Source organism: Bordetella genomosp. 1, from assembly GCF_002261335.1.
In the GTDB taxonomy this organism is placed as follows: Bacteria; Pseudomonadota; Gammaproteobacteria; order Burkholderiales; family Burkholderiaceae_B; genus Bordetella.
Map to the genome: position 1 here is coordinate 353,049 of NZ_NEVL01000006.1, position 23,204 is coordinate 376,252.

A 23,204-nucleotide genomic window follows, 5' to 3' on the forward strand; every position below is an offset into this window, starting at 1 on the left:
CAATATACCCACTTTTCCCGTCGGGTCTCCTGGCGGCGGCAACCCGGGCCGCCGCCGGGGCCTCACATGACGAATTCGGGCGTGTCGTGCGGCACGCGCTGGCGCGTGGCCAGGGCCGCCTCGGGCGACAGCTCGGGCTGTTGCACGCCGAGGTTGCAGGCGCCGTATTCCATGTCGGTTTCGTCGCGGCCGCTCAACAGCGGGCAGCGCGCGAACAGCTCGGCCACCCAGTCGGAGAACACCCGCACCTTGGGCGAGAGCTGGCGGCTCTGCAGATACAGCAGCGAGATCGGCACCGGCGAGGGCTTCCATTGCGGCAGCACCTCGACCAGCTCGCCCGATTGCAGGTGCGGCAGGGCCATGTAGCGCGCGGTCTGGATCAGGCCGAAGCCCTGCACGCCGCAGGCCAGGTGGGCGCCGAGGTCGTTGACCGACACGATGCCGGGCACGTCCACCGTCTGTTCCTTGCCATCGACCACGAAATCCCAGCTGCAGTTGCGCCCGCCGCTGCCGAAGTAATGCACGGCGTAGTGGCGCTCCAGGTCGGCCAGGGCGTGCGGCACCCCCTCGCGCTCCAGATAGGAGGGCGCGGCGCAGGTGAGCGTTTGGAAGGTGCCGATGCGGCGCGCCACCAGGCTGGAATCCTCGAGCGGGCCGGAGCGGATCACGCAGTCGACCGCCTCCTGCACCAGGTCGACGCGGCGCTCGCCCATCCCGATGACCAGTTCGACATCGGGGTAGCGGGTGTGGAATTCGCACAACGCCGGGATCAGCACCAGGCGGCCGATACAGGCCGGCACGTCGATGCGCAGCCGGCCCTGCGGACGCAGCGCGGCATCCTGGAAGCAGGCCTCGGTCTCCTCGACCTCGGACAGGATTCGGGTGGAATGTTTGTAGTAGGCCGCGCCATCGGGCGTCAGGCTGATGCGGCGGGTGGTGCGATTCAGCAGGCGCACACCCAGGTGCCGTTCCAGGTTCTGAATGATGGTGGTCACGGTGGTGCGCGGCAGCGCCAGGATGTCGGCGGCTCGGGTGAAGCTGTTGGCTTCGACCACCCGCACGAACACCTGCATGGCTTGAAAGCGGTCCATGGTTTCGTGTCCTGATTGTCAGACGTGCGTGCAGCATAACCCGGAATCCGTCCGGATTGTACGGTCAGAACAAACAGTATTGCCGAAATACGATTGTTTATTCTGGCCGTCAAAAGACGCAGAATTCGCCCATCTGTATCGGCCAGACCGGATTTTCTGCCCTTCCCGCCTCGCGCACCCTCCCCGCGCGGACAGCCGGCCTCCCCGATCTCCCCAATCCGCAAATCAAGGAATCACCATGACGGTCTCCCGCCATCGTATCGCCGTTTTGTCGATCGCCGCCGCGCTTGCGCTGGGCGCCGGCACCTACTACTGGAGCCCCGGCAAGGACGGCGCCGGCACCGCGCACGCCCAGGGTGCCCCGAGCGCCCCGCCCGTGGACGTGGCCCCGGCGTTCTCGCGCTCCATCGTCGACTGGCAGCGCTATTCCGGCCGCCTCGAAGCCATCGACCGCGTCGACATCCGCCCGCTGGTCTCGGGCACGCTGACCGAAGTGCACTTCAAGGACGGGCAACTGGTCAAAAAGGGTGACGCATTGTTCACCATCGACCCGCGCCCCTACGTGGCCGAGGTCGACCGCGCCCAGGCCGCCCTGGCCGCCGCCCGCGCCCGGGTGTCGTACACCGCGTCGGACCTGAGCCGCGGCCAGCGCCTCATCACCGAGAACGCGATCGCCAAGCGCGATTTCGAAGAGAAGCAGAACGCCGCGCGCGAAGCGGCCGCCAACCTGCAGGGCGCGCAGGCCGCGCTCGAGACCGCCAAGCTCAACCTGGGCTATACGCGCATCGTGGCGCCGGTCGACGGCCGCGTCTCGCGCGCCGAAGTCACGGTGGGCAACGTGGTCAACGCCGGCGCGCAGTCGGTGGCGCTGACCACGCTGGTCTCCGTGGCCGAGATGTACGCCTCGTTCGACGTGGACGAGCAGACCTTCCTGAAGTACGTGAACCCGGCCCGCACCACCGGCGCCGACGTGCCGGTGCAGCTGGGCCTGGCCAACGAAGACGCCTACTCGCGCGAAGGCCGCGTGCAGTCGATCGACAACCGCCTGGACACCACGTCCGGCACGATCCGCCTGCGCGCCGTGTTCGACAACGCCGACGGCAGCCTGCTGCCGGGCCTGTATGCGCGCGTGCGGCTGGGCGGCGGCGCGCCGCGCGATGCCGTGCTGATCGACGAAAAGGCCGTCGGCACCGACCAGAACAAGCGCTTCGTGCTGGTGGTGGACGACCAGAACCAGGCCACCTATCGCGAGGTGGTGCTGGGCGCGAACGTCGGTCCGCTGCGCGTGGTGGAGAAGGGCCTGACCGTGGGCGAGAAGATCGTGGTCAATGGCCTGCAGCGCGTGCGCCCCGGCGAGAAGGTCGCGCCGAACCTGGTCTCGATGGACACCGCGCCCGCGGCCGTCAAGACCGCTCAGGCTTCGCTGCAATAAGGCGAACCTCACGTACCTGAGTACGGAACAACAATGAACATCTCAAAATTCTTCATCGACCGCCCGATCTTTGCGGGCGTGCTGTCGGTGCTGGTGCTGCTGGGCGGCCTGCTGGCCATGTTCCAGCTGCCCATCTCCGAGTATCCCGAAGTCGTGCCGCCTTCCGTGGTGGTGCGGGCCCAGTATCCCGGCGCCAACCCCAAGGTGATCGCCGAGACGGTGGCCTCGCCGCTGGAAGAGTCGATCAACGGCGTGGAAAACATGCTGTACATGCAGTCGCAGGCCAACAGCGACGGCAACCTCACGCTCACGATCAACTTCAAGCTCGGCGTGGATCCCGACAAGGCGCAACAGCTGGTGCAGAACCGCGTGTCGCAGGCGCTGCCGCGCCTGCCGCCGGACGTGCAGCGCCTGGGCGTGACCACCACCAAGAGCTCGCCCACCCTGACGCTGGTGGTGCACCTGATCTCGCCCAACGATCGCTACGACATCACCTATCTGCGCAACTACTCCATCATCAACGTCAAGGATCGCCTCGCGCGCATCACCGGCGTGGGCGAAGTGACGGTGTGGGGCGCGGGCAACTACTCGATGCGCGTGTGGCTCGACCCGCAGAAGGTGGCCCAGCGCGGCATGACGGCGACCGAGGTTGTCAATGCGATCCGCGAGCAGAACGTGCAGGTGGCGGCCGGCGTGATCGGCGCGTCGCCCAACGCCGGCGACGTGCCGCTGCAGCTCAACGTGAATGCGCGCGGCCGTCTGCAGACCGAGGAAGAGTTCCGCGACATCATCCTCAAGACCTCGCCGGACGGCGGCGTGACGCGCCTCGCCGACGTGGCGCGGGTGGAGCTCGACGCCCAGGAATACGGGCTGCGCTCGCTGCTGGACAACAAGCCGGCCGTGGGCATGGGCATCATGCAGTCGCCGGGCGCCAACGCGCTCGACGTGGCCACGCAGGTGCGCGCCGCGATGCAGGAGCTGTCGCAGGACTTCCCGCCCGGCGTGGAATACCGCATCGAATACGATCCCACGCAGTTCGTGAAGTCCAGTATCGAGGCCGTGGTGCACACGCTGCTCGAGGCCATCGCGCTGGTGGTGCTGGTGGTGATCCTGTTCCTGCAGACCTGGCGCGCCTCCATCATTCCGCTGCTGGCGGTGCCGGTGTCGATCATCGGGACCTTCGCGTTCCTGCTGATGTTCGGCTATTCGATCAACGCGCTGTCGCTGTTCGGCATGGTGCTGGCGATCGGGATCGTGGTCGACGACGCGATCGTGGTGGTCGAGAACGTGGAGCGCAACATCGCGGCGGGGCTGTCGCCGCGTGACGCGACCTATCGCGCCATGCGCGAGGTGAGCGGCCCCATCATCGCCATCGCGCTGACGCTGTGCGCGGTGTTCGTGCCGCTGGCCTTCATGACCGGTCTCTCGGGCCAGTTCTACAAGCAGTTCGCCATGACCATCGCCATCTCGACGGTGATCTCGGCCTTCAACTCGCTGACCCTGTCGCCCGCGCTGTCGGCCCTGCTGCTCAAGGGCCACCACGAGAAGCCCGACTGGCTCACGCGCGCCATGAACAAGGTGTTCGGCCGCTTCTTCGCCTGGTTCAACGGCGTGTTCTCGCGCGGCTCCGACCGCTACGCCACCGGCGTGACCGGCGTGATCCGCCGCAAGAGCTCCGCCATGGTGGTGTACGCCGTGCTGCTGGCCGCGACCGTGGGTATCTCGTACCTGGTTCCGGGCGGCTTCGTGCCGGCGCAGGACAAGCAATACCTGATCGGCTTCGCGCAGCTGCCCAACGGCGCCTCGCTCGACCGCACCGAAGACGTGATCCGCACCATGTCGGACATCGCGCTCAAGGAACCGGGCGTGCAGAGCGCCATCGCCTTCCCGGGCCTGTCGATCAACGGCTTCACCAACAGCTCGAGCGCCGGCATCGTGTTCGTCACGCTCAAGCCGTTTGCCGAACGCAAGGACGCCGCGCTGTCGGGCAACGCCATCGCCGCCGCCCTGAACCAGAAGTTCGGCGCCATCAAGGGCTCGTTCGTGGCGGTGTTCCCGCCGCCGCCGGTGCTGGGCCTGGGCACGCTGGGCGGCTTCAAGCTGCAGATCGAAGACCGCAGCGCGCTGGGCTACGAGGCGCTCGACCAGGCGACGCAGGCGTTCCTGGCCAAGGCCGCGCAGACGCCCGAACTGGGTCCGGGCTTCTCGAGCTTCCAGATCAACGTGCCGCAGCTCGACGTGGACCTCGATCGCGTGAAGGCCAAGCAGCTGGGCGTGCCGGTCACGGAAGTGTTCGACACGATGCAGATCTATCTCGGCTCGATGTACGTGAACGACTTCAACCGCTTCGGCCGGGTGTTCCAGGTGCGTGCGCAGGCCGATGCGCCGTTCCGCTCGCATCCCGACGACATCCTGCAGCTCAAGACCCGCAACGCCGCCGGCGACATGGTGCCGCTGTCGTCGCTGGTCACGGTGAAGCAGACGTTCGGCCCCGAGATGGTGGTGCGCTACAACGGCTATACGGCCGCCGACATCAACGGCGGACCGGCGCCGGGCTATTCGACCAACCAGGCCCAGGCCGCCGCCGAACGCGTGGCCGCCGAAACGCTGCCGCGCGGCATGAAGTTCGAATGGACCGACCTGACGTACCAGCAGATCCTGGCCGGCAACGCGGGGGTGTGGGTGTTCCCGATCAGCGTGCTGCTGGTGTTCCTGGTGCTGGCCGCGCTGTATGAAAGCCTGACGCTGCCGCTGGCGGTGATCCTGATCGTGCCGATGAGCGTGCTGGCCGCGCTGGCCGGTGTCTATCTCACGGGCAACGACAACAACATCTTCACCCAGATCGGTTTGATGGTGCTGGTGGGGCTGTCGGCGAAGAACGCGATCCTGATCGTGGAATTCGCCCGCGAGCTGGAGATGCAGGGTGCCAGCCCGCGCGAGGCCGCGATCGAAGCCAGCCGTCTGCGCCTGCGCCCGATCCTGATGACCTCGATCGCGTTCATCATGGGCGTCGTGCCCCTGGTGCTCGCCACCGGCGCCGGCGCCGAGATGCGCCATGCCATGGGCGTGGCGGTGTTCTTCGGCATGCTGGGCGTGACGCTGTTCGGTCTGTTCCTCACGCCGGTGTTCTACGTCCTGCTGCGCACGCTGAGCAAGCGCAAGCTGCAATCGGCCTCGCATCACGATGCGCCGCTGCATGCGCCGCACACGCCCAGCGCCAGCCATTGATCCACGGAGCCTGACATGAAACAACGCTATTTTCGCGGCTCCGCCCTGCTGTTCTCCCTGCTGGTGCTGGCGGGGTGCGCGGTGGGACCGGAGTACGACAGACCGGCGGTGAGCACGCCCGCCGGCTACAAGGAAGCGGCCGGCACGCCGGTCGCGCTGGAGGCCCACGAGGCCGGCAGCTGGAAGCCCGCGACGCCGTCGGAAGACGCGCTGCGCGGCGAATGGTGGAAGATCTTCGGCGACCCCGCGCTCGACGCGCTGGAAGCCGAGGCCATCCAGGCCAACCAGAACCTGCAGGCCGCGGCCGCGCGCCTGACCCAGGCCCGCGCGCTGCAACGCGACGCGCGCTCCGATTACTTCCCGCGCGTGGACGGTGCCTTCGGCCCGTCGCGCCAACGCCAGTCGCCGGCCTCGCAAGGGCTGGCCGATGACGCGCCCTCGTCGGCCAACACGCTCTGGCGTGCGCAGGCGTCGGTGGCCTACGAGGCCGATCTGTTCGGCCGCGTGTCGCGCAACGTCGAGGCCGCGACGGCCGACCAGCAGGCCAGCGAGGCGCTGTACCGTTCGGTGCTGCTGGCCCTGCAGGCCGACGTCGCGCAGGCCTACTTCCAGGTGCGCGAGTACGACGCCGAGTCCAAGCTGTATCGGCAGACCGTGAAGTTGCGCGAGGAAACGCTGCAGTTGATCCAGCGCCGCTACGACGCGGGCGACATCAGCGAGCTCGACCTGGCGCGCGCCAAGTCGGAACTGGCGTCGGCGCAATCGCAGGCGCTGGGCGTGGACCGCCAGCGCGCGGTGGCCGAGCATGCGCTGGCCGTGTTGCTGGGCAAGACGCCGGCGGAGTTCACGATGCCGGCGCAGCCGCTGCAGCCGGTGCTGGTGCAGATCCCCGCGGGCCTGCCGTCCACGCTGCTGGAGCGCCGCCCCGACATCGCGGCGGCCGAACGCACCATGGCCGCGGCCAACGCGCGCATCGGCGTGGCGAAGTCGGCGTTCTTCCCGCGCCTGGACATCACCGGCGCCTTTGGCTACGAGTCGTCGTCGCTGGGCAATCTGTTCGAGTGGTCGTCGCGCACCTTCCTGCTGGGCCCGCTGGTGGGCGCCGCGCTGTCGGTGCCGATCTTCGACGGCGGCCGGCGCCAGGCCGGCGTGGACCGGGCGCGCGCAGTCTACGAAGAGGACGTGGCGCAGTACCGCCAGACGGTGTTGAACGCGTTCCGCGAAGTCGAGGACAACCTCGCCAACCTGCGCATCCTGGCCGACCAGACCCGCGCGCAGGACAGCGCGGTGGACTCGGCCTCGCGCGCGGCGCGCATCTCGCACACGCAGTATCGCGAGGGTTCGATCAGCTATCTCGACGTGATCGAGGCCGACCGCACCGTGCTCGCGCAGCAGCGTGTGTCGGTGCAGCTGAGCGGCGAACGCGCCCGCTCGGCCGTGGCGCTGGTGCGCGCCCTGGGCGGCGGCTGGGACACGCCGCTGCCCGGCGCCGAACCGCGTTCGGCCGATGCGCAGAAGACCCCGCCCGCGGCCGCCCCGTCGGCCCAGTCGGGCGGCGACTCGCGCCTGGCGCAGCGCTGATCGGGCAGGCGTGGCGGGTCCTTCATTGGTGAACGGACCCGCCACGCCGACACACTCGATCCGCTCGCTCCGCAAGCGGCACCCGCGCGCAGCCGCTTCCAACAAAGGTGTCAGACTGCAATTTTCCTTCGTCCGACATACCAAACAAAGGTGTCAGACTGCATTTTTCGGATGCTGCGTGTTCCCCGACAAAGGTGTCAGACTGCATTTTTTCGTGCAGCTTCCCGCGCAAACAAAGGTGTCAGACTACATTTTCCGTGGCGGAGCAAGCTGCCGAAAATGTAGTCTGACACCTTTGTTTTGGAGGCCGGGCGAGCGGGAAAATGTAGTCTGACACCTTTGTTTTGGTTGGACGCGGGCGGTGCGAGGTGGCCGCGCCTTTTCGGCGACGTCTGGGCGTACGGGGCGACGCGCGCCGGTTCATAATGCAGGCATGAGCCCGCCCGCCACCCGCCTCTTCTTCGCGCTCTGGCCCGCGCCCGACGTGGCGCAGGAGATCGACGCCGGCTGGACGGCGCCGGCGCACGCGCATTGCGGCGGGCGCAGGATGCGGCCCGACACGCTGCACCTCACCCTCGCCTTCCTGGGCAACGTCGACCCCGACCAAGTCGCGCCGCTCAAGACCATCGCTCGCGCGCTGCCCGTGCCGCCCGGCACGATCCGGCTCGAACGCTACGGCCGCTTCGACCGGCCCGGCGTGGTCTGGACAGGCCCCGCCGAAGCCGATGCCGCGTTGCTGGCGCTGCATGCCGCGCTCTGGCAGGCGCTCGCCCCGCTGGGGTACGCGCCCACCGAATCCACCTACCGCCCGCACGTCACGCTGCTGCGCAACACCCGCACCGAGCCTCCCGACGCGCCCGCCCCGCTGGTGTGGCACTACGACCGCTGCGTGCTGGTCCGATCAGACCCTGGCGGCCAGGCCCGCTATCACGTCATCGCCCACTCCGGCGGCTGATCCCGACAAAGCTGTCAGACTGCATTTTTCAACAATGGTGTCAGACTGCATTTTCGACGAGGGTTTCGAACGGCAGACGCCGGCCGGCCCGCCTCAAAAAATGCAGTCTGACACCATTGTTTCGGACGGCCGGCGGCGGCTGGCCCGCTTCCAATAAATGCAGTCTGACACCTTTGTTTGAGGGCACGGTGCACGCGAAAAATGTAGTCTGACACCATTGTTCGGGATGTCGGACGAAGGAAAATTGCAGTCTGACACCTTTGTTTTTTGGGGTGGCGGATGGGCGTGGCACAATCGCGGCAGGTTTTTTTCTGGGGTGTGTTCAGCCATGCTGGTCCTGCTTGATCAAGACGGGGTGCTCGCCGATTTCGAACATGCGTTCATCGCCGCGTGGCGGGAGCGGCATCCGGAGATCGCGCCGGTCGCGTTCGAGAATCGCACGTCGTTCCACATCCTCGACGACTATCCGCCCGAGCTGCGCGCGAAGGCGGAGGCGATCTATACGGCGCCGGGCTTCATTCGCAACCTGCCGCCGGTGCCGGGCGCGATCGAGGCGTGGCGCGACCTGAACGCGCTGGGGCTGGACGTGCGGATCTGCTCGTCGCCGCTGCGCCAGTTCGAGAACAACGTCGCCGAGAAATTCCTGTGGGTCGAAAAGCATCTCGGCCGCGCGGCCACCGAGAAGCTGATCCTCACGCGTGACAAGACGCTGGTGCAGGGCGATCTGCTGATCGACGACCGGCCCGAGATCGTGGGCGCGGTGCGGCCGCGCTGGCAGCACATCCTCTATGACGCGCCCTACAACCGTCACGTGGCCGACCGGCCGCGCCTGACCTGGCAGAACTGGCGCAACGTGCTGGCCGGCGCGCTGTATCGTGCGGACGGCTGACCCCCTGCCAGCGGTCACGAATTAGGGCTATCCTGACCGATACGTCCGGCGCCTCATGCGCCGGCGGTCCGGCCAGGAGCCCTACATGAATCTGCATCGCCTGCTCAAGCAACGCGAGGCCGACGGCAAGCCCTTGCGGGTTGCGCTGATCGGCACCGGCAAGTTCGCCTCCATGTTTCTGTCGCAGGCCCAGCGCACCCCCGGCCTGCGCCTGGTGGCCGTGGTCGACGCCCATCCCGGCAACGCCCGCGCCGCCCTCACCCGCGCCGGCTGGCCCGCCCATGCGCTCAACGCCAGCAGCATCCACGAGGCATTCAAGTCCGGCAAGGTGTATTGCTGCGACGACGCGGCCACCACCATCGCCGACCCCGACGTCGAGATCGTCATCGACGCCAGCGCGGGCGCCGCGGCCGGGATCGAACACGCGCTGGTCTGCGTCGAATACGGCAAGCACATGATCATGGCCAACGTGTCGGCCGACGCGCTGGCCGGCCCGCTCATGGCGCGCCGCGCGCGCGAGGCCGGGCTCGTCTACTCGCTGGCCTATGGCGACCAGCCCGCGCTGATCTGCGAAATGGTCGACTGGGCGCGCGCCAGCGGCTTCGAGGTGATCGCGTCGGGCAAGGGCACCAAGTACCTGCCCGAGTTCCACACCTCCACGCCCGACACGGTGTGGCCGTACTACGGCTTCACCGACGAGATGGTGGCCGCAGGCGACTTCGACGCCCAGATGTTCAACAGCTTTCTCGACGGCACCAAGAGCGCGCTCGAGATGGCCAGCACCTGCAACGCCACCGGGCTCACGCCGTCGCCGTCGGGCCTGCATTTTCCGCCCTGCGGCGCCGACGACCTGGCGCGCGTGCTGCGGCCGCGCGAAGACGGCGGCACGCTGCATCATCGCGGCCAGGTCGAGGTCGTGAGCTCGCTCGAGCGCGACGGCCGCCCCGTGTTCCGCGACCTGCGCTGGGGCGTCTACGTCACGGTGGCCGCCGACAGCGACTTCGTGCGGCGCTGCTTCAAGGAATACGGCATGATCACCGACCCCAGCGGCAACTTCGCGGCGATGTACAAGCCCTATCACCTGATCGGGCTGGAGCTGGGCATGAGCGTGGCGAGCGTGGGCCTGCGGCGCGAGCCCACCGGCTCGCCCACCGCCTGGCATGCCGACGTGATCGCCACCGCCAAGCGCGACATGGAGCCCGGCCAGGAGATCGACGGCGAGGGCGGCTACACGGTCTTCGGCAAGCTGATGCCGGCGCGCCAGTCCGTGGCCGACGCCTATCTGCCGCTCGGGCTGGCGCAGGGCGTCACGCTCAAGCGCGCCGTGCGCCAGTCGCAACCGATCCGCTGGAGCGACGTGGCCAGCGACGAAGAATCGCGCGCGGCACGCTATCGCCGCGAAATGGAACAGATCTTCGGCTGAGCGGCGCGCCATGGGCTACCTGCTTCAGCTGCCGGCCGCCATCGATGAAGGCGACGGCACGGTGCTGCACGAATGGCTGTGCGACGAAGGCACCGCCGTCACGGCCGGCACCGCGCTGGCCGCGATCGAGACCGGCAAGACGGTGGTCGACCTCACCGCCCCGCAGGACGGCACGCTGGTGCGGCGGCTTGCGCTGCCCGGCACGTCGCTGCGCGCCGGCGACGCCGTCGCCGTGATGGCGCTGGCCCACGACACCGAGGCCACGCTGGCGCCGTTGCTCAAGCGCGCGCCGCCGGTGCGCGGCACGGCCACGGCCGAGGTGCAGGCCAGCCCCGCCCTGCGCCGCCTGGCCGCCGAGCTCGACGTGGACCTGGCGCAGATCACCGGCACCGGACCGCATGGCCGCGTATCACGGCGCGACATCGAAACCGCTCACGAACGCCAGCGACTGCATCCCGCCGCACGCAACCGGCCGCCCGCGGCCGACCAGCATGTGGCGCACACGCCGATGCGGCGCGTGATCGCGCGCCGCATGAGCGAGGCCAAGCGCACCATCCCGCATTTCTACCTGAGCGTGGACTGTGCGATGGACGCGCTGCTGCAATGGCGGGCCGGCTTCAATCAGCAGACCCAGGCCCGGCTGTCGGTGAACGATCTCATCGTGCGGGCCAGCGCGCTGGCGCTGCGCGAGGTACCCGAGGCCAACGTGAGCTGGCGCGAAGACGGGCTCGTGCGGCACGGCCACATCGACGTGGCGATCGCGGTGGCCACGCCGGGCGGGCTGCTCACGCCCATCCTGCACGACGCCGACAGCGTGCCGCTGGCCGACTACGCGGCCGCCACCGCCGAGCTCGCGCGCCGCGCGCGCGACGGGCACCTCCGGCGCGAAGACTATATCGGCGGCTCCATGACCGTGACCAATCTCGGGATGTATGGCGTCAGCCGCTTCGGCGCGATCATCAATCCGCCGCAGGCGCTGATCCTCGCCTGCGGCGCCGCCGAAGAACGGCCGGCCGCGGTGGACGGCAGGCTCGCGCTCGCCACGCTGATGAGCGTCACGCTCTCGGCCGACCATCGCGCGGTCGACGGCGTGCTCGGCGCCCGCTGGCTGGCGGCGTTCCGGCATCTGATCGAGCATCCGGAACGCCTGCAGGGCTGAGACCCGAGCGCGTCGCGAGCGCCGCCCCGCACTACTTGCTCAACGCAGCGAAGGCCTCGTCCAGACGGGTCTGCGCCGCGCCCAGGCGTGCGCGCGCCTGCTTACCCCACTCGCGGTCCGAGGCCAGCGTGGCTTCGGCCTGCTTCTGCATGCGCGCCACTTCCTTGGGCTGCGGTCCGCCGATACCCAGGCTGGCGTTCACCATGTTGCGCGCCGTCAGCGACTCGCGGAAATCGGCCTCGGACAGGGGCAGCTGCGCGTTCTCGATGCCGAAGCTCTTGGCCGACTCGGTGTAGATGCGGCGCACCTGGTCCATCGGCAACTCGGCGGGCTTCAGGTCGTTGGCGCGGCCGTAGCTCACCAGTTCGGAGGCGAAATGATGGCCCACGCGGAACGGCACGTCGGCCTTGCGCTGCAGCTCGTCGGCGAGCTCGGTGGTGGTGGAGTAGTCGGCGTTCACCTCGGCCAGCGCGCGTTCCGGATTGAGCACCAGTCCGCCGAGCAGGGCCGACAGCTTGCGGTACATGTCGGTGGCGCCATCGACCGCGTCCTGCGCCTGCTCGCGCTTGTAGTCGGGCATGCCCGGCGTCACGTTGTGCGCCACCATCAGCGCGGTGATGGATTGGCCGATGGTGTCGCTGGCCTGCAGCCGCGTCACGTTCAGCGCATAGGGATTGCGCTTCTGCGGCATGATGCTGCTGGTGCCGGTCAGCTTGCCCTCCTGCAGCATCAGCCAGGGCTTGGGCTGGTGATACTGCGTATGCACGTCCTGCACGAAGGCGCCCACGGTCAGTGCCATGGTGCTCGCGAGCATGGCCGACTCGGCGCCGATGTCTATCTGCGCCAGCTGATTGGCGTCGTAGGAGTTCTCCGCCACGCCGTCGAAGCCGAGCAGGTCGGCCAGCCGCTTGCGGTCCACCGGGAAGCTCGACGTGCCCAGCGCCGCCGAGCCCATCGGGCTGAGGTTCAGCCGCGCATAGGCCTGGCGCACGCGCTCGGCGTCGCGGGCCAGTGCCGCCGAGTAGCCCAGCAGATAGTGGCCATATGTGATGGGCTGGGCCTGCACGCCGTTGGTGTAGGCCGGCACGATCACGTCGGCGTAGCGCGCCGCCAGGGTGTTGAAGCGTTCGTGCGTGTCGTTGAGCGCGTCATACAGATCGAGCATGCGGTCGCGCAGCATCACGCGCCGCGTGGTGGCCAGGATGTCCTGGCGGCTGCGCCCCGAATGCATGCGCGTCGCGTCGGGCCCGGCGATCTTGGTGATGAGCGGTTCGAGCTGCAGATAGTCGCCCGGCCGCTTGCCGCCCGGCTTGTCGCCGTCGGCGATCACCTGCGCCACCGCCTGCGCGGTCTTCACGCCGAGGTCGCGCGGCAGAATGCCCTGCTCCACCGTCATCACGGTGGATGCCTTGTTGAATTCGCCCAGCCAATAGAAGTTGTCGCGCCGGGGCGCGCCGTCGGCGGCCGTGGCGGTGGCGCAGGCGCCGGCCAGCAGCGCGGCGGCCAGGGCGCGCGCGATCCCGCGCACCGGAAATTGCATCGTGGACATGACTGTCTCCAGGGTTATCGCGCACCGCGCCGCGGTGCGCTGGCGGGCTCGCAGATGGCCCGATTCGAGGCATCTTAGACAGCGCCTGGAGAAACGTAAAATATATGCGCCAAGGCCAAAACATACTTTTAATATATGGCGATGGAACTTCGACACCTGCGCTATTTTCTTGCCGTCGCCGAGGCCGGCCACATGACCCGCGCGGCCCAGGGCCTCGGCCTGCAGCAGCCGCCGCTGTCGATGCAGATCCGCGCGCTGGAGCATGAGCTCGGCTGCGTGCTGTTCGAGCGCCTGCCGCGCGGCGTGGCCCTCACCGCGGCGGGCCAACGGCTGGTGCCGCTGGCGCGCCGGCTCGTGGGCGACGCTGGGCAGCTCATCGACACCATGCGCCGCGTGGGCGCGGGCATGGCCGGCGAGCTCGCGCTGGCCTTCACCAGCTCGGCGTCGGCGCACGCGCTCACCGCGACGCTGCTGCGCGCGCTGCGCCAGTCCCACCCGGGGCTGCACACCGCCGTGCGCGAACACAATGCGGCCGAAATCATGGAGCAGGTGCGCGCCGGCCAGCTCGACGCGGGCCTGCTGCGCCGCACCGTACAGGCCGAGGACGGCCTGCGCTGCGACGTGTTGCTCGAAGAGGAGATGCTGCTCGCCCTGCCGCTCGACCACCCGCTCGCGCGCCGCTACGACGCCGACGCCCCGCGCTCGCGCCTGCCCACGCTCGCGCTGGGCGAGCTCGCGCAGGAATCGTTCATCCTGGTGCGCCGTCCCGGCGCGCCCGGCATGTATGGCGACCTGCTCGAACGCCTCACGCAGCTCGGCCTGCGCGTGCGCATCGCGGCCGAGGTCGAACGCATGATGACCAACCTGAACCTGGTGGCCGCGGGCGCGGGCGTGTCGGTGGTGCCGGCCTCGATGCGCGGCAAGGACAGCGGTGGCGTGGCCTACTTCCGCATGCGTGCCCGCGAGCGGCTCACCGCGCCCATGACGCTGGTGTACCGCCCCCAGCCGGGCAACCCCCCGCTCGACGTGCTGGTGGCGCTGGCGCACCGGCTGGGCGCGGAACGCGCCCGCGGCTGATCGTTGCCGGCGCAACCATTGCGCCAGCGCTCATGCCGGCCCTGCTTGCGCCTCCGCGCAACGGCGCGGCGCGGGCAAAAAAAAATGGTGCGCCGAGGCGCACCATTTTTCTCAGGCGAGACGCGATCAGCGCTTGAGCTGGCTCAGGTCGCGCACGGCGCCGCGGTCGGCCGAGGTGGCCAGCGCGGCATAGGCCTGCAGCGCCTGCGACACCACGCGCTCGCGGTCGACCGGCTGCCAGGCCTTGTCGCCACGCGCCACCATGGCGGCGCGACGCTCGGCCAGCAGGGCGTCAGAGACGGCCAGGTGGATGCGGCGGTTGGGGATGTCGATCTCGATGGTGTCGCCATCCTCGACCAGGCCGATCGTGCCGCCTTCGGCCGCTTCCGGCGAGGCATGGCCGATCACCAGGCCCGACGAACCGCCCGAGAAGCGGCCATCGGTGAACAGCGCGCAGACCTTGCCCAGGCCCTTGGACTTCAGGTACGAGGTCGGGTAGAGCATTTCCTGCATGCCGGGGCCGCCTTTGGGGCCTTCGTAGCGGATGATGACCACATCGCCCGCCACGACCTCGTCGTTCAGGATGCCGTCGACCGCATCTTCCTGGGCCTCGAACACGCGCGCGCGGCCGGTGAAGACCCACTGCGATTCGTCCACGCCCGCGGTCTTGACGATGCAGCCCTTCTCGGCGAGGTTGCCGTAGAGCACGGCCAGACCGCCATCCTTGGAGTAGGCGTTTTCCTTGCTGCGGATGCAACCGGTCTTGCGATCGGTGTCGAGCGTGAGGAAGGTCTTTTCCTGGCTGAAGGCCACCTGCGTGGGCACGCCGCCGGGCGCCGCGCGGTAGAACTTCTGCGCGTCCTCGCCGGCGCCGCCGGCCACGTCCCAGGCCGCGATCGCGTTGCCCAGGGTGCCGCTGTGCACGTTGCCGCAGCTCAGGTCGAGCAGGTCGGCGCGCGCGAGCTCACCCAGGATGCCCAGGATGCCGCCGGCGCGGTGCACGTCTTCGATGTGGTATTTGTCGGTGGCGGGCGCCGCCTTGCACAGGCACGGCACCTTGCGCGAGATGCGATCGATGTCGGTCATGGAGAAGTCGACACCGGCCTCCTGGGCCGCGGCCAGCAGGTGCAGCACGGTGTTGGTCGAACCGCCCATGGCCACGTCGAGCGCCATCGCGTTTTCGAAGGCCGACTTGGTGGCGATGCTGCGCGGCAGGACCGAGGCGTCGTCTTGTTCGTAGTAGCGCTTGCACAGGTCCACCACCAGGCGGCCGGCCTGCTCGAACAGGCCCTTGCGCCAGGCGTGCGTGGCAACGATGGTGCCGTTGCCGGGCAGGGCCAGGCCGATGGCCTCGGTCAGGCAGTTCATCGAGTTGGCGGTGAACATGCCCGAACAGGAACCGCACGTGGGGCAGGCGCTGCGTTCGATCTGCTCGGCTTCCGCATCGCTCACGGTAGGGTCGGCGGCCTTGATCATGGCGTCGACCAGGTCGATCTTGGCCAGCACCTTGCCGTCGGTGGGCGAGATCACCTTGCCCGCTTCCATCGGACCGCCCGAGACGAACACCACGGGGATGTTCAGGCGCATCGCGGCCATCAGCATCCCGGGGGTGATCTTGTCGCAGTTGGAGATGCACACCATCGCGTCGGCGCAGTGGGCATTGACCATGTATTCGACGGAATCGGCGATCAGCTCGCGCGACGGCAGCGAATACAGCATGCCGCCGTGACCCATGGCGATGCCGTCATCGACCGCGATGGTGTTGAATTCCTTGGCGACGCCGCCCGCCTGCTCGATCTCGCGTGCGACCAGCGCGCCCAGGTCGCGCAGGTGCACGTGGCCGGGTACGAACTGGGTGAACGAATTGACCACGGCGATGATCGGCTTGCCGAAATCGCCATCTTTCATGCCAGTGGCACGCCAGAGAGCGCGGGCGCCAGCCATGTTGCGGCCGTGGGTCGAGGTGCGGGAGCGGTAGTGCGGCATAGCCTTCTCGAAATAAGAGGGGTTCGGCAAAGCGGTAAATCATACGCTGGAACCGCCCCCGGCGTGCTGAAGCCCGCCTGACAGGGCGCCCTCCCCCGCCCGGATCAGCGCCGCCGCGAGCCCGCCAGCGCCGCCGGCCGGTCGGCGCTGAGCGCCTGCAGCATCTCCACCACCTGGCGCAGCGCGCGGCTCAGCGGCTTGTCGCGCCGCATCACGATGGCCAGCCGCCGCACCAGCCGCGGCGTGAGCGACTGCACCCGCAGGCCCGCGCGGTTGCCGGCCCGGGCCACCGCCATGCGCGGCACGATGCCGCAGCCCAGGCCCGCCCGCACGAATTCCTTGAGCGCCTCGGTGCTGCCCAGCTCGGTGGCCGGGCGCACCGCCACGCCGGCGTCCTCGAACCACTCGTCGATGATGTCGCGCGTGCGCGCGCCCGGCTCGAACAGCACCAGCGACTGCGCGGCCAGCACCTGCGGCGTGACGCGCGCCACGGCGGCGGCCGCCTCCGGGAAGATCACCACGAATTCGTCGTCCATCAGCGGCGTGACCTGGAAGGCGCGGCCGGCGACCGGCAGCGTCACCAGGCCGAGATCGAGCTGGTTGTGCTCGACCTCGCGCAGGATGTCGGCGGTGTTGCCCACGCTGGCCACCACCTCGATGTCCGGGTAGCGCCCGCGCAGGCCGGCCAGCGCCTGCGGCAGCAGGTAGGTGCAGGCGGTGGCGCCGGTGCCGAGCCGCACGCGCCCCGACACGCCGGTGGCGAGCGACTGCATGGCCTGGTCGGCGTCGGCCACCGCGGCTTCGATGCGGCGCAGGTGATCGACCAGCTCGGCGCCGGCCGCCGTGGGGCTGACGCGCCGGCCCAGGCGCTCGACCAGCCGCAGGCCATAGCGGCGCTCGAGCGCGCGCACCTGCTGGCTCACGGCGGGCTGGGTCAGGCCGTTGCGCTCGGCCGCGGCCGAAAAGCTGCCCAGCTCGAAGATATCGAGCAACACCCGCAAGTGATCGAGATTGAGTCCGCGCATCCGGCCGTCCGCGGGCACGGGCCGGGAGGCCGGTGCCGAAAAACGCTCATCATACGGCGGCGGCCGCGTCGCCCCAGCGGAAGTAGTCGCGCGGCGACACGCCGAGCGTGCGGCGGAACATCGTGGCGAACGCGCCGGGGCTCGCGTAGCCGAGCCGCAGCGCCACGTCGGCGATGGCCGCGCCGCGCGACAGCAGCGCCAGTGCCTCCATCAGCAGCACGCGCTGGCGCCATTCATTGAAGCTCGCCCCGGTCTGGGCGCGGAACATCCGGGTCAGGCTGCGCCGGCTGAGCCCGCCGTAGGCGGCCCAGGCGTCCAGGCCCTCGCGGCTGGCGGGATCGCGCAGCAGCGCCTGGCAGATGCGCCGCAGCCGCGGCTCGGCGGGCAGCGGCACGTGCAGCGAGGCAGGGCAGACCTGCCGCATCTCGTCGAGGATGAGCGCATGGATGTGGCCGGCGCGCGCGCTGGGGGCCTCGGCGCGCTGCAGCTTGATGGCCTCGCCGATCAGCGCCTGCAGCAGCGGCGAGACCTGGATCGGCTGACAGTCGGTGGGCAACCCGCCGAGCTGCGGATCCATGTAGAGCGCCCGGATCGCCACGCTGTCCCAGCCGCGCTTCTGGTGCAGCATGCCGGGCGGCAGCCACAGCGCCTGCCCGGGCGCCACCACCCAGTTGCCGGTTTCGGTGAGCACGGTGACCACGCCCTGCAGCGCGTAGAGCAGCAGGCCGCGATCGTGCCGCTGCGGCGCGCTCACCGCGCCGGCCGCGAAATCGTCGGCGCGCGCGGAGATCGCACAGGGCGGATGCGGGCGGGAGTCCTGAGGCGAGGCCAGGAAGGGGTCGGGGAAGACGGGCGCAGGGGCGGGGGCAGGGGTTTTCGCGATCGCAGGCATGGAGCAACGTACTACGTGTGAACAACGTACAACGGCGCAACGAATGAAACGACGGCGACCCTGGCGGGGCGCAAGCCCCGGTCGGCGTGCGGCGCCTGGCGCTCCATCACGAGGAGGGCCATGACGCGGGTCTGCAGGCGGCCGGAAGGCTTGCAGCATGATACGGCAAGCCCGCCGCCCCGCCAGTGCGGGTTAACGACTAGGTCCGTGTCACCCCGACATATAAGATTTGCTTATTCAAACCATAAAAACAGAAACCTTCACTTATTCTCGACGGCGGCGCAAACTTATGCCTGGCCGTGATCGACACGGCCGCGAGCCCCTGAATTCGCGCCTCTCGGCGTGCCAAGACCATGAATGCGCCCCTTCCCCTGACTCCCACCGTGCTGGTCCGCGACACGATCGACGCCGACCTGCCCGCGATCGCCGCCATCTATGCCCAGCACGTGCTGCATGGCACGGCCTCCTTCGAACTGGAGCCGCCCTCGGAGGCGGAGATGCGCCAGCGCCACGCCACGGTGATCGGCCATGGCCTGCCCTACCTCACCGCCGAGTGCGGCGGGGCGGTCGTGGGCTACGCCTATGCCACGCCCTATCGGCCGCGGCCGGCCTATCGGCATACGGTGGAAGACTCGGTGTATGTGCAGGCCGGGCGCGCCGGCCTGGGCATCGGCGGCAAGCTGCTCGCCGCCCTGATCCAGCGCTGCACCGAAGGCGGCTGGCGCCAGATGCTGGCCATCGTCGGCGACAGCCGCAATGCCGCCTCGCTGGCCCTGCATGCGCGCCAGGGATTCCATCCCGTGGGCACGCTGCGCGACGTGGGCTTCAAACACGGCGAGTGGCGCGACACCGTGCTGATGCAGCGCGAGCTCGGCGACGGCAGCCGCACGCCGCCGTCGCGCTGAACGCTGCCGTTCAGGCGCCCGGGCCGTCGGCCTGCCGCGCCGCCTTGTCTTCGACCCAGCGTTCGAAGCCGGCCTTGCGCAGCACGCAGGCCGGACACTGGCCGCAGCCGTGGCCCCAGGCGTGGCGCATGCCGCGCTCGCCCAGATAGCAGGTGTGGCTGTGTTCGACGATGGTGTCGACCAGCGCCGGGCCGCCCAGCTGCTCGGCCAGCGCCCAGGTTTCGGACTTGTCGATCCACATTAGCGGCGTCTCGATCGTGAGGCGCGTGCCCAGCCCCAGGCCCAGCGCCACCTGCTGCGCCTTGATGGTGTCGTCGCGGCAATCGGGATAGCCCGAGAAATCGGTTTCGCACATGCCGCCCACCAGCACGTCCAGCTCGCGGCGATAGCCCAGCGCGGCGGCCAGCGTCAGGAACAGCAGATTGCGGCCCGGCACGAAGGTGTTGGGCAGGCCGTTGGCCTGCATCTCGATGGCGCGATCGCTGGTCATGGCGGTGTCGCCCACCTGACCCAGCACCTTCAGGTCCAGCAGATGATCCTCGCCCAGGCGCGCGGCCCACTGCGGGAACTGCGCGCGGATTTCGCGCAGCACGTTCAGGCGCGCGTCGAGCTCGATGCGATGGCGCTGGCCGTAATCGAAGGCCACCGTCTCGACATGTTCGTAGCGGTCCAGGGCCCAGGCCAGGCAGGTGGTGGAATCCTGGCCGCCGGAGAACAGGACCAGGGCGCGTCGTTGATGGTTCAGCATGGGGAAAAATCGCAAGAGCCGCGGCAGCGCCGCCATGGCGAGAATGTACCGCAGCCGGTGCAGGGAGGGCGCCCCGCGTAAGGATCGCTGCTTACAATCGACGCATCGTCGTTTCCACCCCAGACCGCCACACCGCCTTCCCGTTTCCCCTCCCTCTCACGGATCCTTGATGAACGCCTCACGCTCGCAGTCCGATGCCGCCGAACCCCTACGCCACGATATCCGCCTGCTGGGGCGCTATCTCGGCACCGTGATCGAGGCCTGCGAAGGCAAACGGGTCTTCGACACGATCGAGACCCTGCGCCGGACTGCGGTGCAATTCCGGCGCGAGGGCAAGGAGGCCGACGGCAAGCTGCTGCAGGCGCGCGTGCGGCAGTTGCGCGGCGACGATCCCAATTCCGTCGCGCGGGCGTTCAGCTACTTCCTGCACCTGTCGAACATCGCCGAAGACCGCGACCAGAACCGGCGTCAGCGCGCCCGCGCGCTGGCCGACCCGACGCCCGCCACCGGCAGCATCGCGCAGGCGGTGGAGCTGCTGAAGTCGCAGGGCGTCACGCCCGCGCGGATCCGCAAGCTGCTCACCGAGGCCTGCATCATGCCGGTGCTCACGGCCCATCCCACCGAGGTGCAGCGCAAGAGCACGCTCGACGAACACCGCGAGATCGCCGCCCTGCTGGTGCAACGCGAACAGCCGCTTACCGCCGAAGAACAGCTCGCGCTCGACCAGGCCCTGATCGGCCGCGTGGCGACGCTGTGGCAGACCCGCATGCTGCGCTACACGCGGCTCACGGTCGCCGACGAGATCGAGAATGCGCTTTCCTACTACCGCAGCACCTTCCTGCAGGTCATCCCGCGGCTCTACGCCGATCTGTCGCGCCTGCTCAATCGCGAGTCCGCCTCGCCATTCGGCCGTCCGCCCGAGCCGCTCGAGCCCTTCCTGCGCATGGGCAGCTGGATCGGCGGCGACCGCGACGGCAATCCGAACGTCGACGCCGGTACGCTCGAGCGCGCGCTGCTGCGCCAGGCCACGGTGCTGTTCGAGCACTACCTGCAGGAGGTGCACGCGCTCGGCGCCGAGCTGTCGATCACCACGCTGCTGATCGACGCCAGCCCGGCCCTGCTGGAGCTGGCCGAGGACAGCGGCGACGATTCCCCGCACCGGCGCGACGAACCCTACCGCCGCGCCATCGTCGGCATCTACGCGCGCCTGGCCGCGACCGCGCGCGAGCTCACCGGGCAAGACCTGGCGCGCCGCGCCACGCGCGCCGCCCGCCCCTACACCACGCCGCAGGAGGTCGCCCGCGACCTCGCCGTCATCGCCGAGTCGCTGAGCGATCACCACGGCGCGCCGATCGCACGGCTGCGGCTGTCGGGCCTGCGCCAGGCGCTCGACGTGTTCGGCTTCCATCTCGCCACCGTGGACCTGCGCCAGAGCTCGGACGTGCACGAGCAGGTGCTGGCCGAGCTGTTCGCGCGCGCCGGCGCGCAGCTCGACGGCAAGCCGGTCGACTATGCCGCGCTCGATGAGGATTCGCGCGTGCGGCTGCTGCGCGCCGAGCTGGCCCAGGCGCGTCCGCTGGCCTCGCCCTGGATCGCCTACGGCGAACTGGCCACGCGCGAGCTCGCCGTGCTGCGCGCCGCGGCGGCCGGCCGCGCCCGCTACGGCAGGCAGGCCGTGCGCCAGACCATCGTGTCGCACACCGAAACCCTGAGCGACCTGCTCGAAGTGCTGGTGCTGCAAAAGGAAGCCGGGCTCACCGCGCCCGCGGGCGCCGACATCCCCGCCGAAGACGGGCTGATGGTGGTGCCGCTGTTCGAAACCATCCCCGACCTGGAGCGCGGCGCCGCGATCATGGCCGCCTGGCTCGACCTGCCGGAGGTGCGCGCGCGCGTCAGCGCCGCCCAGGACCACACGCAGGAGGTGATGCTGGGCTATTCCGACAGCAACAAGGACGGCGGCTTCCTCACCTCCAACTGGTCGCTCTACCAGGCCGAACGCGAGCTGGTGGACGTGTTCCGCAAGCGCGGGGTGAAGCTGCGCCTGTTCCACGGCCGCGGCGGCTCGGTGGGCCGCGGCGGCGGCTCGAGCTTCGATGCCATCCTGGCGCAACCGCCGGGCACGGTGGCCGGCCAGTTCCGCCTCACCGAACAGGGCGAGGTGATCCAGAGCAAATACAAGGACGTGGAGATCGGCCGCTGGCACATGGAGCTGCTGGTGTCGGCCGTGCTGGAGTCGTCGCTCGCGCCCCACGCCCAGGCCGCCGAGGCCGAGGACGCGCACATGAGCCGTCACGGCCAGGCGATGTCCTTCATGTCGGATCATGCGCGCAAGACCTATCGCGGCCTGGTCTACGACACGCCCGGCTTCACCGACTACTTCTTCGCGGCCACGCCGATCAGCGAGATCGCGGGCCTGAACATCGGCTCGCGCCCGGCCTCGCGCAAGCAGGGCCAGCGCATCGAAGACCTGCGCGCGATCCCCTGGGGCTTCTCGTGGGCGCAATGCCGTCTCATGCTCACCGGCTGGTATGGCGTGGGCTCGGCACTCGAGACCTGGCTCGAGCAGGGCGGCCCGGGCGCGCCGCGCGCGCGCCGCACCCGCCTGGCGCAGCTGCGCGAGATGGCCGCGCAATGGCCGGCCATGCGCACCTGGCTCTCCAACATGGAGATGGTGCTGGCCAAGTCGGATCTCGCCATCGCCGCGCGCTACGCGCAGCTGGTGCCGCAGCGCGGCCTGCGCGACCGCATCTTCGGCGCCATCGCCGACGAGCATGCGCGCACCCTCGCCATGCTGCGGCTGGTGAACCAGCGCGACCTGCTGGCCGACAACCCCGGCCTGCTGGCCTCGCTGCGCGAGCGCTTCGCCTACATCGACCCGCTCAACTATCTGCAGATCGAGCTCATCAAGCGCCACCGGGCTGCCCAGGCCCGGCCCGACGCCAGGCCCGACAAGCGGGTCCAGCGCGCCATCCACCTGACAATCAATGGCATCGCCGCGGGCCTGCGCAACTCCGGCTGACCCCTGCGGTGCAGCAAACGCGCCGGCCCGATGAGGGCCGGCCGATTTTGCTGCACTGCGTCCATGCAATGGTCACATTGGGGACGCAGCCGGCGCCGACCGTGCGGCCGGCCCTTGCCACAAGGGCTGGCGCGAACCAGCGCAAGATTCTCGCGTCCATAGAACGGACACTACGGCTGACCGGCCTCGCGAATCCTCGTTACTATCGTCGGAAATTCTATATACGCACAAATGTTCGCATATAG

General features: G+C 69.3%; 16 protein-coding genes. 10 read left to right on the forward strand and 6 right to left on the reverse strand.

The window, feature by feature from the left end:
* Window positions 1-62: 62 nt before the first annotated feature.
* Window positions 63-1,091 (reverse strand): LysR family transcriptional regulator, encoded by a 1,029-nt coding sequence (locus CEG14_RS23715; RefSeq protein WP_094828860.1) that lies wholly within the window; start codon window positions 1,089-1,091, stop codon window positions 63-65.
* A gap of 238 nt (window positions 1,092-1,329) precedes the next feature.
* Here CEG14_RS23715 and CEG14_RS23720 point away from each other — a divergent pair, with 238 nt between their 5' ends.
* The 7 genes from CEG14_RS23720 to CEG14_RS23750 all read left to right on the forward strand — a co-directional run bounded on the left by CEG14_RS23720 (window position 1,330) and on the right by CEG14_RS23750 (window position 11,758).
* Complete coding sequence (locus CEG14_RS23720; protein ID WP_094828861.1) at window positions 1,330-2,523, forward strand: efflux RND transporter periplasmic adaptor subunit; 1,194 nt, start codon at window positions 1,330-1,332, stop codon at window positions 2,521-2,523.
* A 33-nt stretch (window positions 2,524-2,556) separates the two neighbouring features.
* Window positions 2,557-5,751 carry an efflux RND transporter permease subunit gene (locus tag CEG14_RS23725; RefSeq protein ID WP_094828862.1) on the forward strand — a complete coding sequence of 1,065 codons (3,195 nt, stop codon included), beginning with the start codon at window positions 2,557-2,559 and terminating at the stop codon, window positions 5,749-5,751.
* Window positions 5,752-5,766: 15 nt separating this feature from the next.
* Window positions 5,767-7,332, forward strand: coding sequence for an efflux transporter outer membrane subunit (locus CEG14_RS23730; protein ID WP_094828863.1), 1,566 nt, complete (start codon window positions 5,767-5,769; stop codon window positions 7,330-7,332).
* 433 nt (window positions 7,333-7,765) lie between these two features.
* Window positions 7,766-8,287, forward strand: coding sequence for an RNA 2',3'-cyclic phosphodiesterase (gene thpR, locus CEG14_RS23735; RefSeq protein WP_094828864.1), 522 nt, complete (start codon window positions 7,766-7,768; stop codon window positions 8,285-8,287).
* Window positions 8,288-8,615: 328 nt separating this feature from the next.
* Window positions 8,616-9,176 (forward strand): 5'-3'-deoxyribonucleotidase, encoded by a 561-nt coding sequence (locus CEG14_RS23740; RefSeq protein WP_094828865.1) that lies wholly within the window; start codon window positions 8,616-8,618, stop codon window positions 9,174-9,176.
* An 85-nt stretch (window positions 9,177-9,261) separates the two neighbouring features.
* Window positions 9,262-10,599 carry an NAD(P)H-dependent oxidoreductase gene (locus CEG14_RS23745; RefSeq protein WP_094828866.1) on the forward strand — a complete coding sequence of 446 codons (1,338 nt, stop codon included), beginning with the start codon at window positions 9,262-9,264 and terminating at the stop codon, window positions 10,597-10,599.
* A 10-nt stretch (window positions 10,600-10,609) separates the two neighbouring features.
* On the forward strand, window positions 10,610-11,758 hold the full coding sequence (locus CEG14_RS23750; RefSeq protein ID WP_094828867.1) for a dihydrolipoamide acetyltransferase family protein: 1,149 nt from the start codon (window positions 10,610-10,612) through the stop codon (window positions 11,756-11,758).
* A 31-nt stretch (window positions 11,759-11,789) separates the two neighbouring features.
* Here CEG14_RS23750 and CEG14_RS23755 read toward each other — a convergent pair whose 3' ends face one another.
* Entirely contained in the window at window positions 11,790-13,307 is a 1,518-nt protein-coding gene (locus tag CEG14_RS23755) for an argininosuccinate lyase (protein ID WP_094828868.1), read from the reverse strand.
* Window positions 13,308-13,448: 141 nt separating this feature from the next.
* Between CEG14_RS23755 and CEG14_RS23760 the strand changes: the two genes are divergently transcribed.
* Entirely contained in the window at window positions 13,449-14,384 is a 936-nt protein-coding gene (locus CEG14_RS23760; protein WP_094828869.1) for a LysR family transcriptional regulator, read from the forward strand.
* 126 nt (window positions 14,385-14,510) lie between these two features.
* Here CEG14_RS23760 and ilvD read toward each other — a convergent pair whose 3' ends face one another.
* From ilvD to CEG14_RS23775, 3 genes are all read right to left on the reverse strand, one after another.
* A complete protein-coding gene (gene ilvD / locus CEG14_RS23765; RefSeq protein ID WP_094828870.1) occupies window positions 14,511-16,370 on the reverse strand; it encodes a dihydroxy-acid dehydratase in 1,860 nt (619 codons plus the stop codon).
* Window positions 16,371-16,474: 104 nt separating this feature from the next.
* The gene (locus CEG14_RS23770) at window positions 16,475-17,395 is read right to left on the reverse strand and encodes a LysR family transcriptional regulator (RefSeq protein ID WP_094828871.1); all 921 of its coding nucleotides are present in this window, start codon (window positions 17,393-17,395) and stop codon (window positions 16,475-16,477) included.
* A 49-nt stretch (window positions 17,396-17,444) separates the two neighbouring features.
* On the reverse strand, window positions 17,445-18,287 hold the full coding sequence (locus tag CEG14_RS23775; protein WP_094828872.1) for an AraC family transcriptional regulator: 843 nt from the start codon (window positions 18,285-18,287) through the stop codon (window positions 17,445-17,447).
* 353 nt (window positions 18,288-18,640) lie between these two features.
* On the opposite strand from CEG14_RS23775, the gene CEG14_RS23780 reads away from it, so the two are divergent.
* Complete coding sequence (locus tag CEG14_RS23780; protein ID WP_094828873.1) at window positions 18,641-19,192, forward strand: GNAT family N-acetyltransferase; 552 nt, start codon at window positions 18,641-18,643, stop codon at window positions 19,190-19,192.
* Window positions 19,193-19,202: 10 nt separating this feature from the next.
* On the opposite strand, the gene queC is transcribed toward CEG14_RS23780, so the two are convergent.
* Complete coding sequence (gene queC / locus CEG14_RS23785) at window positions 19,203-19,940, reverse strand: 7-cyano-7-deazaguanine synthase QueC (protein ID WP_094828874.1); 738 nt, start codon at window positions 19,938-19,940, stop codon at window positions 19,203-19,205.
* Window positions 19,941-20,109: 169 nt separating this feature from the next.
* Between queC and ppc the strand changes: the two genes are divergently transcribed.
* Entirely contained in the window at window positions 20,110-22,959 is a 2,850-nt protein-coding gene (ppc, locus tag CEG14_RS23790) for a phosphoenolpyruvate carboxylase (protein WP_094828875.1), read from the forward strand.
* The last annotated feature ends 245 nt before the right edge of the window (window positions 22,960-23,204 follow it).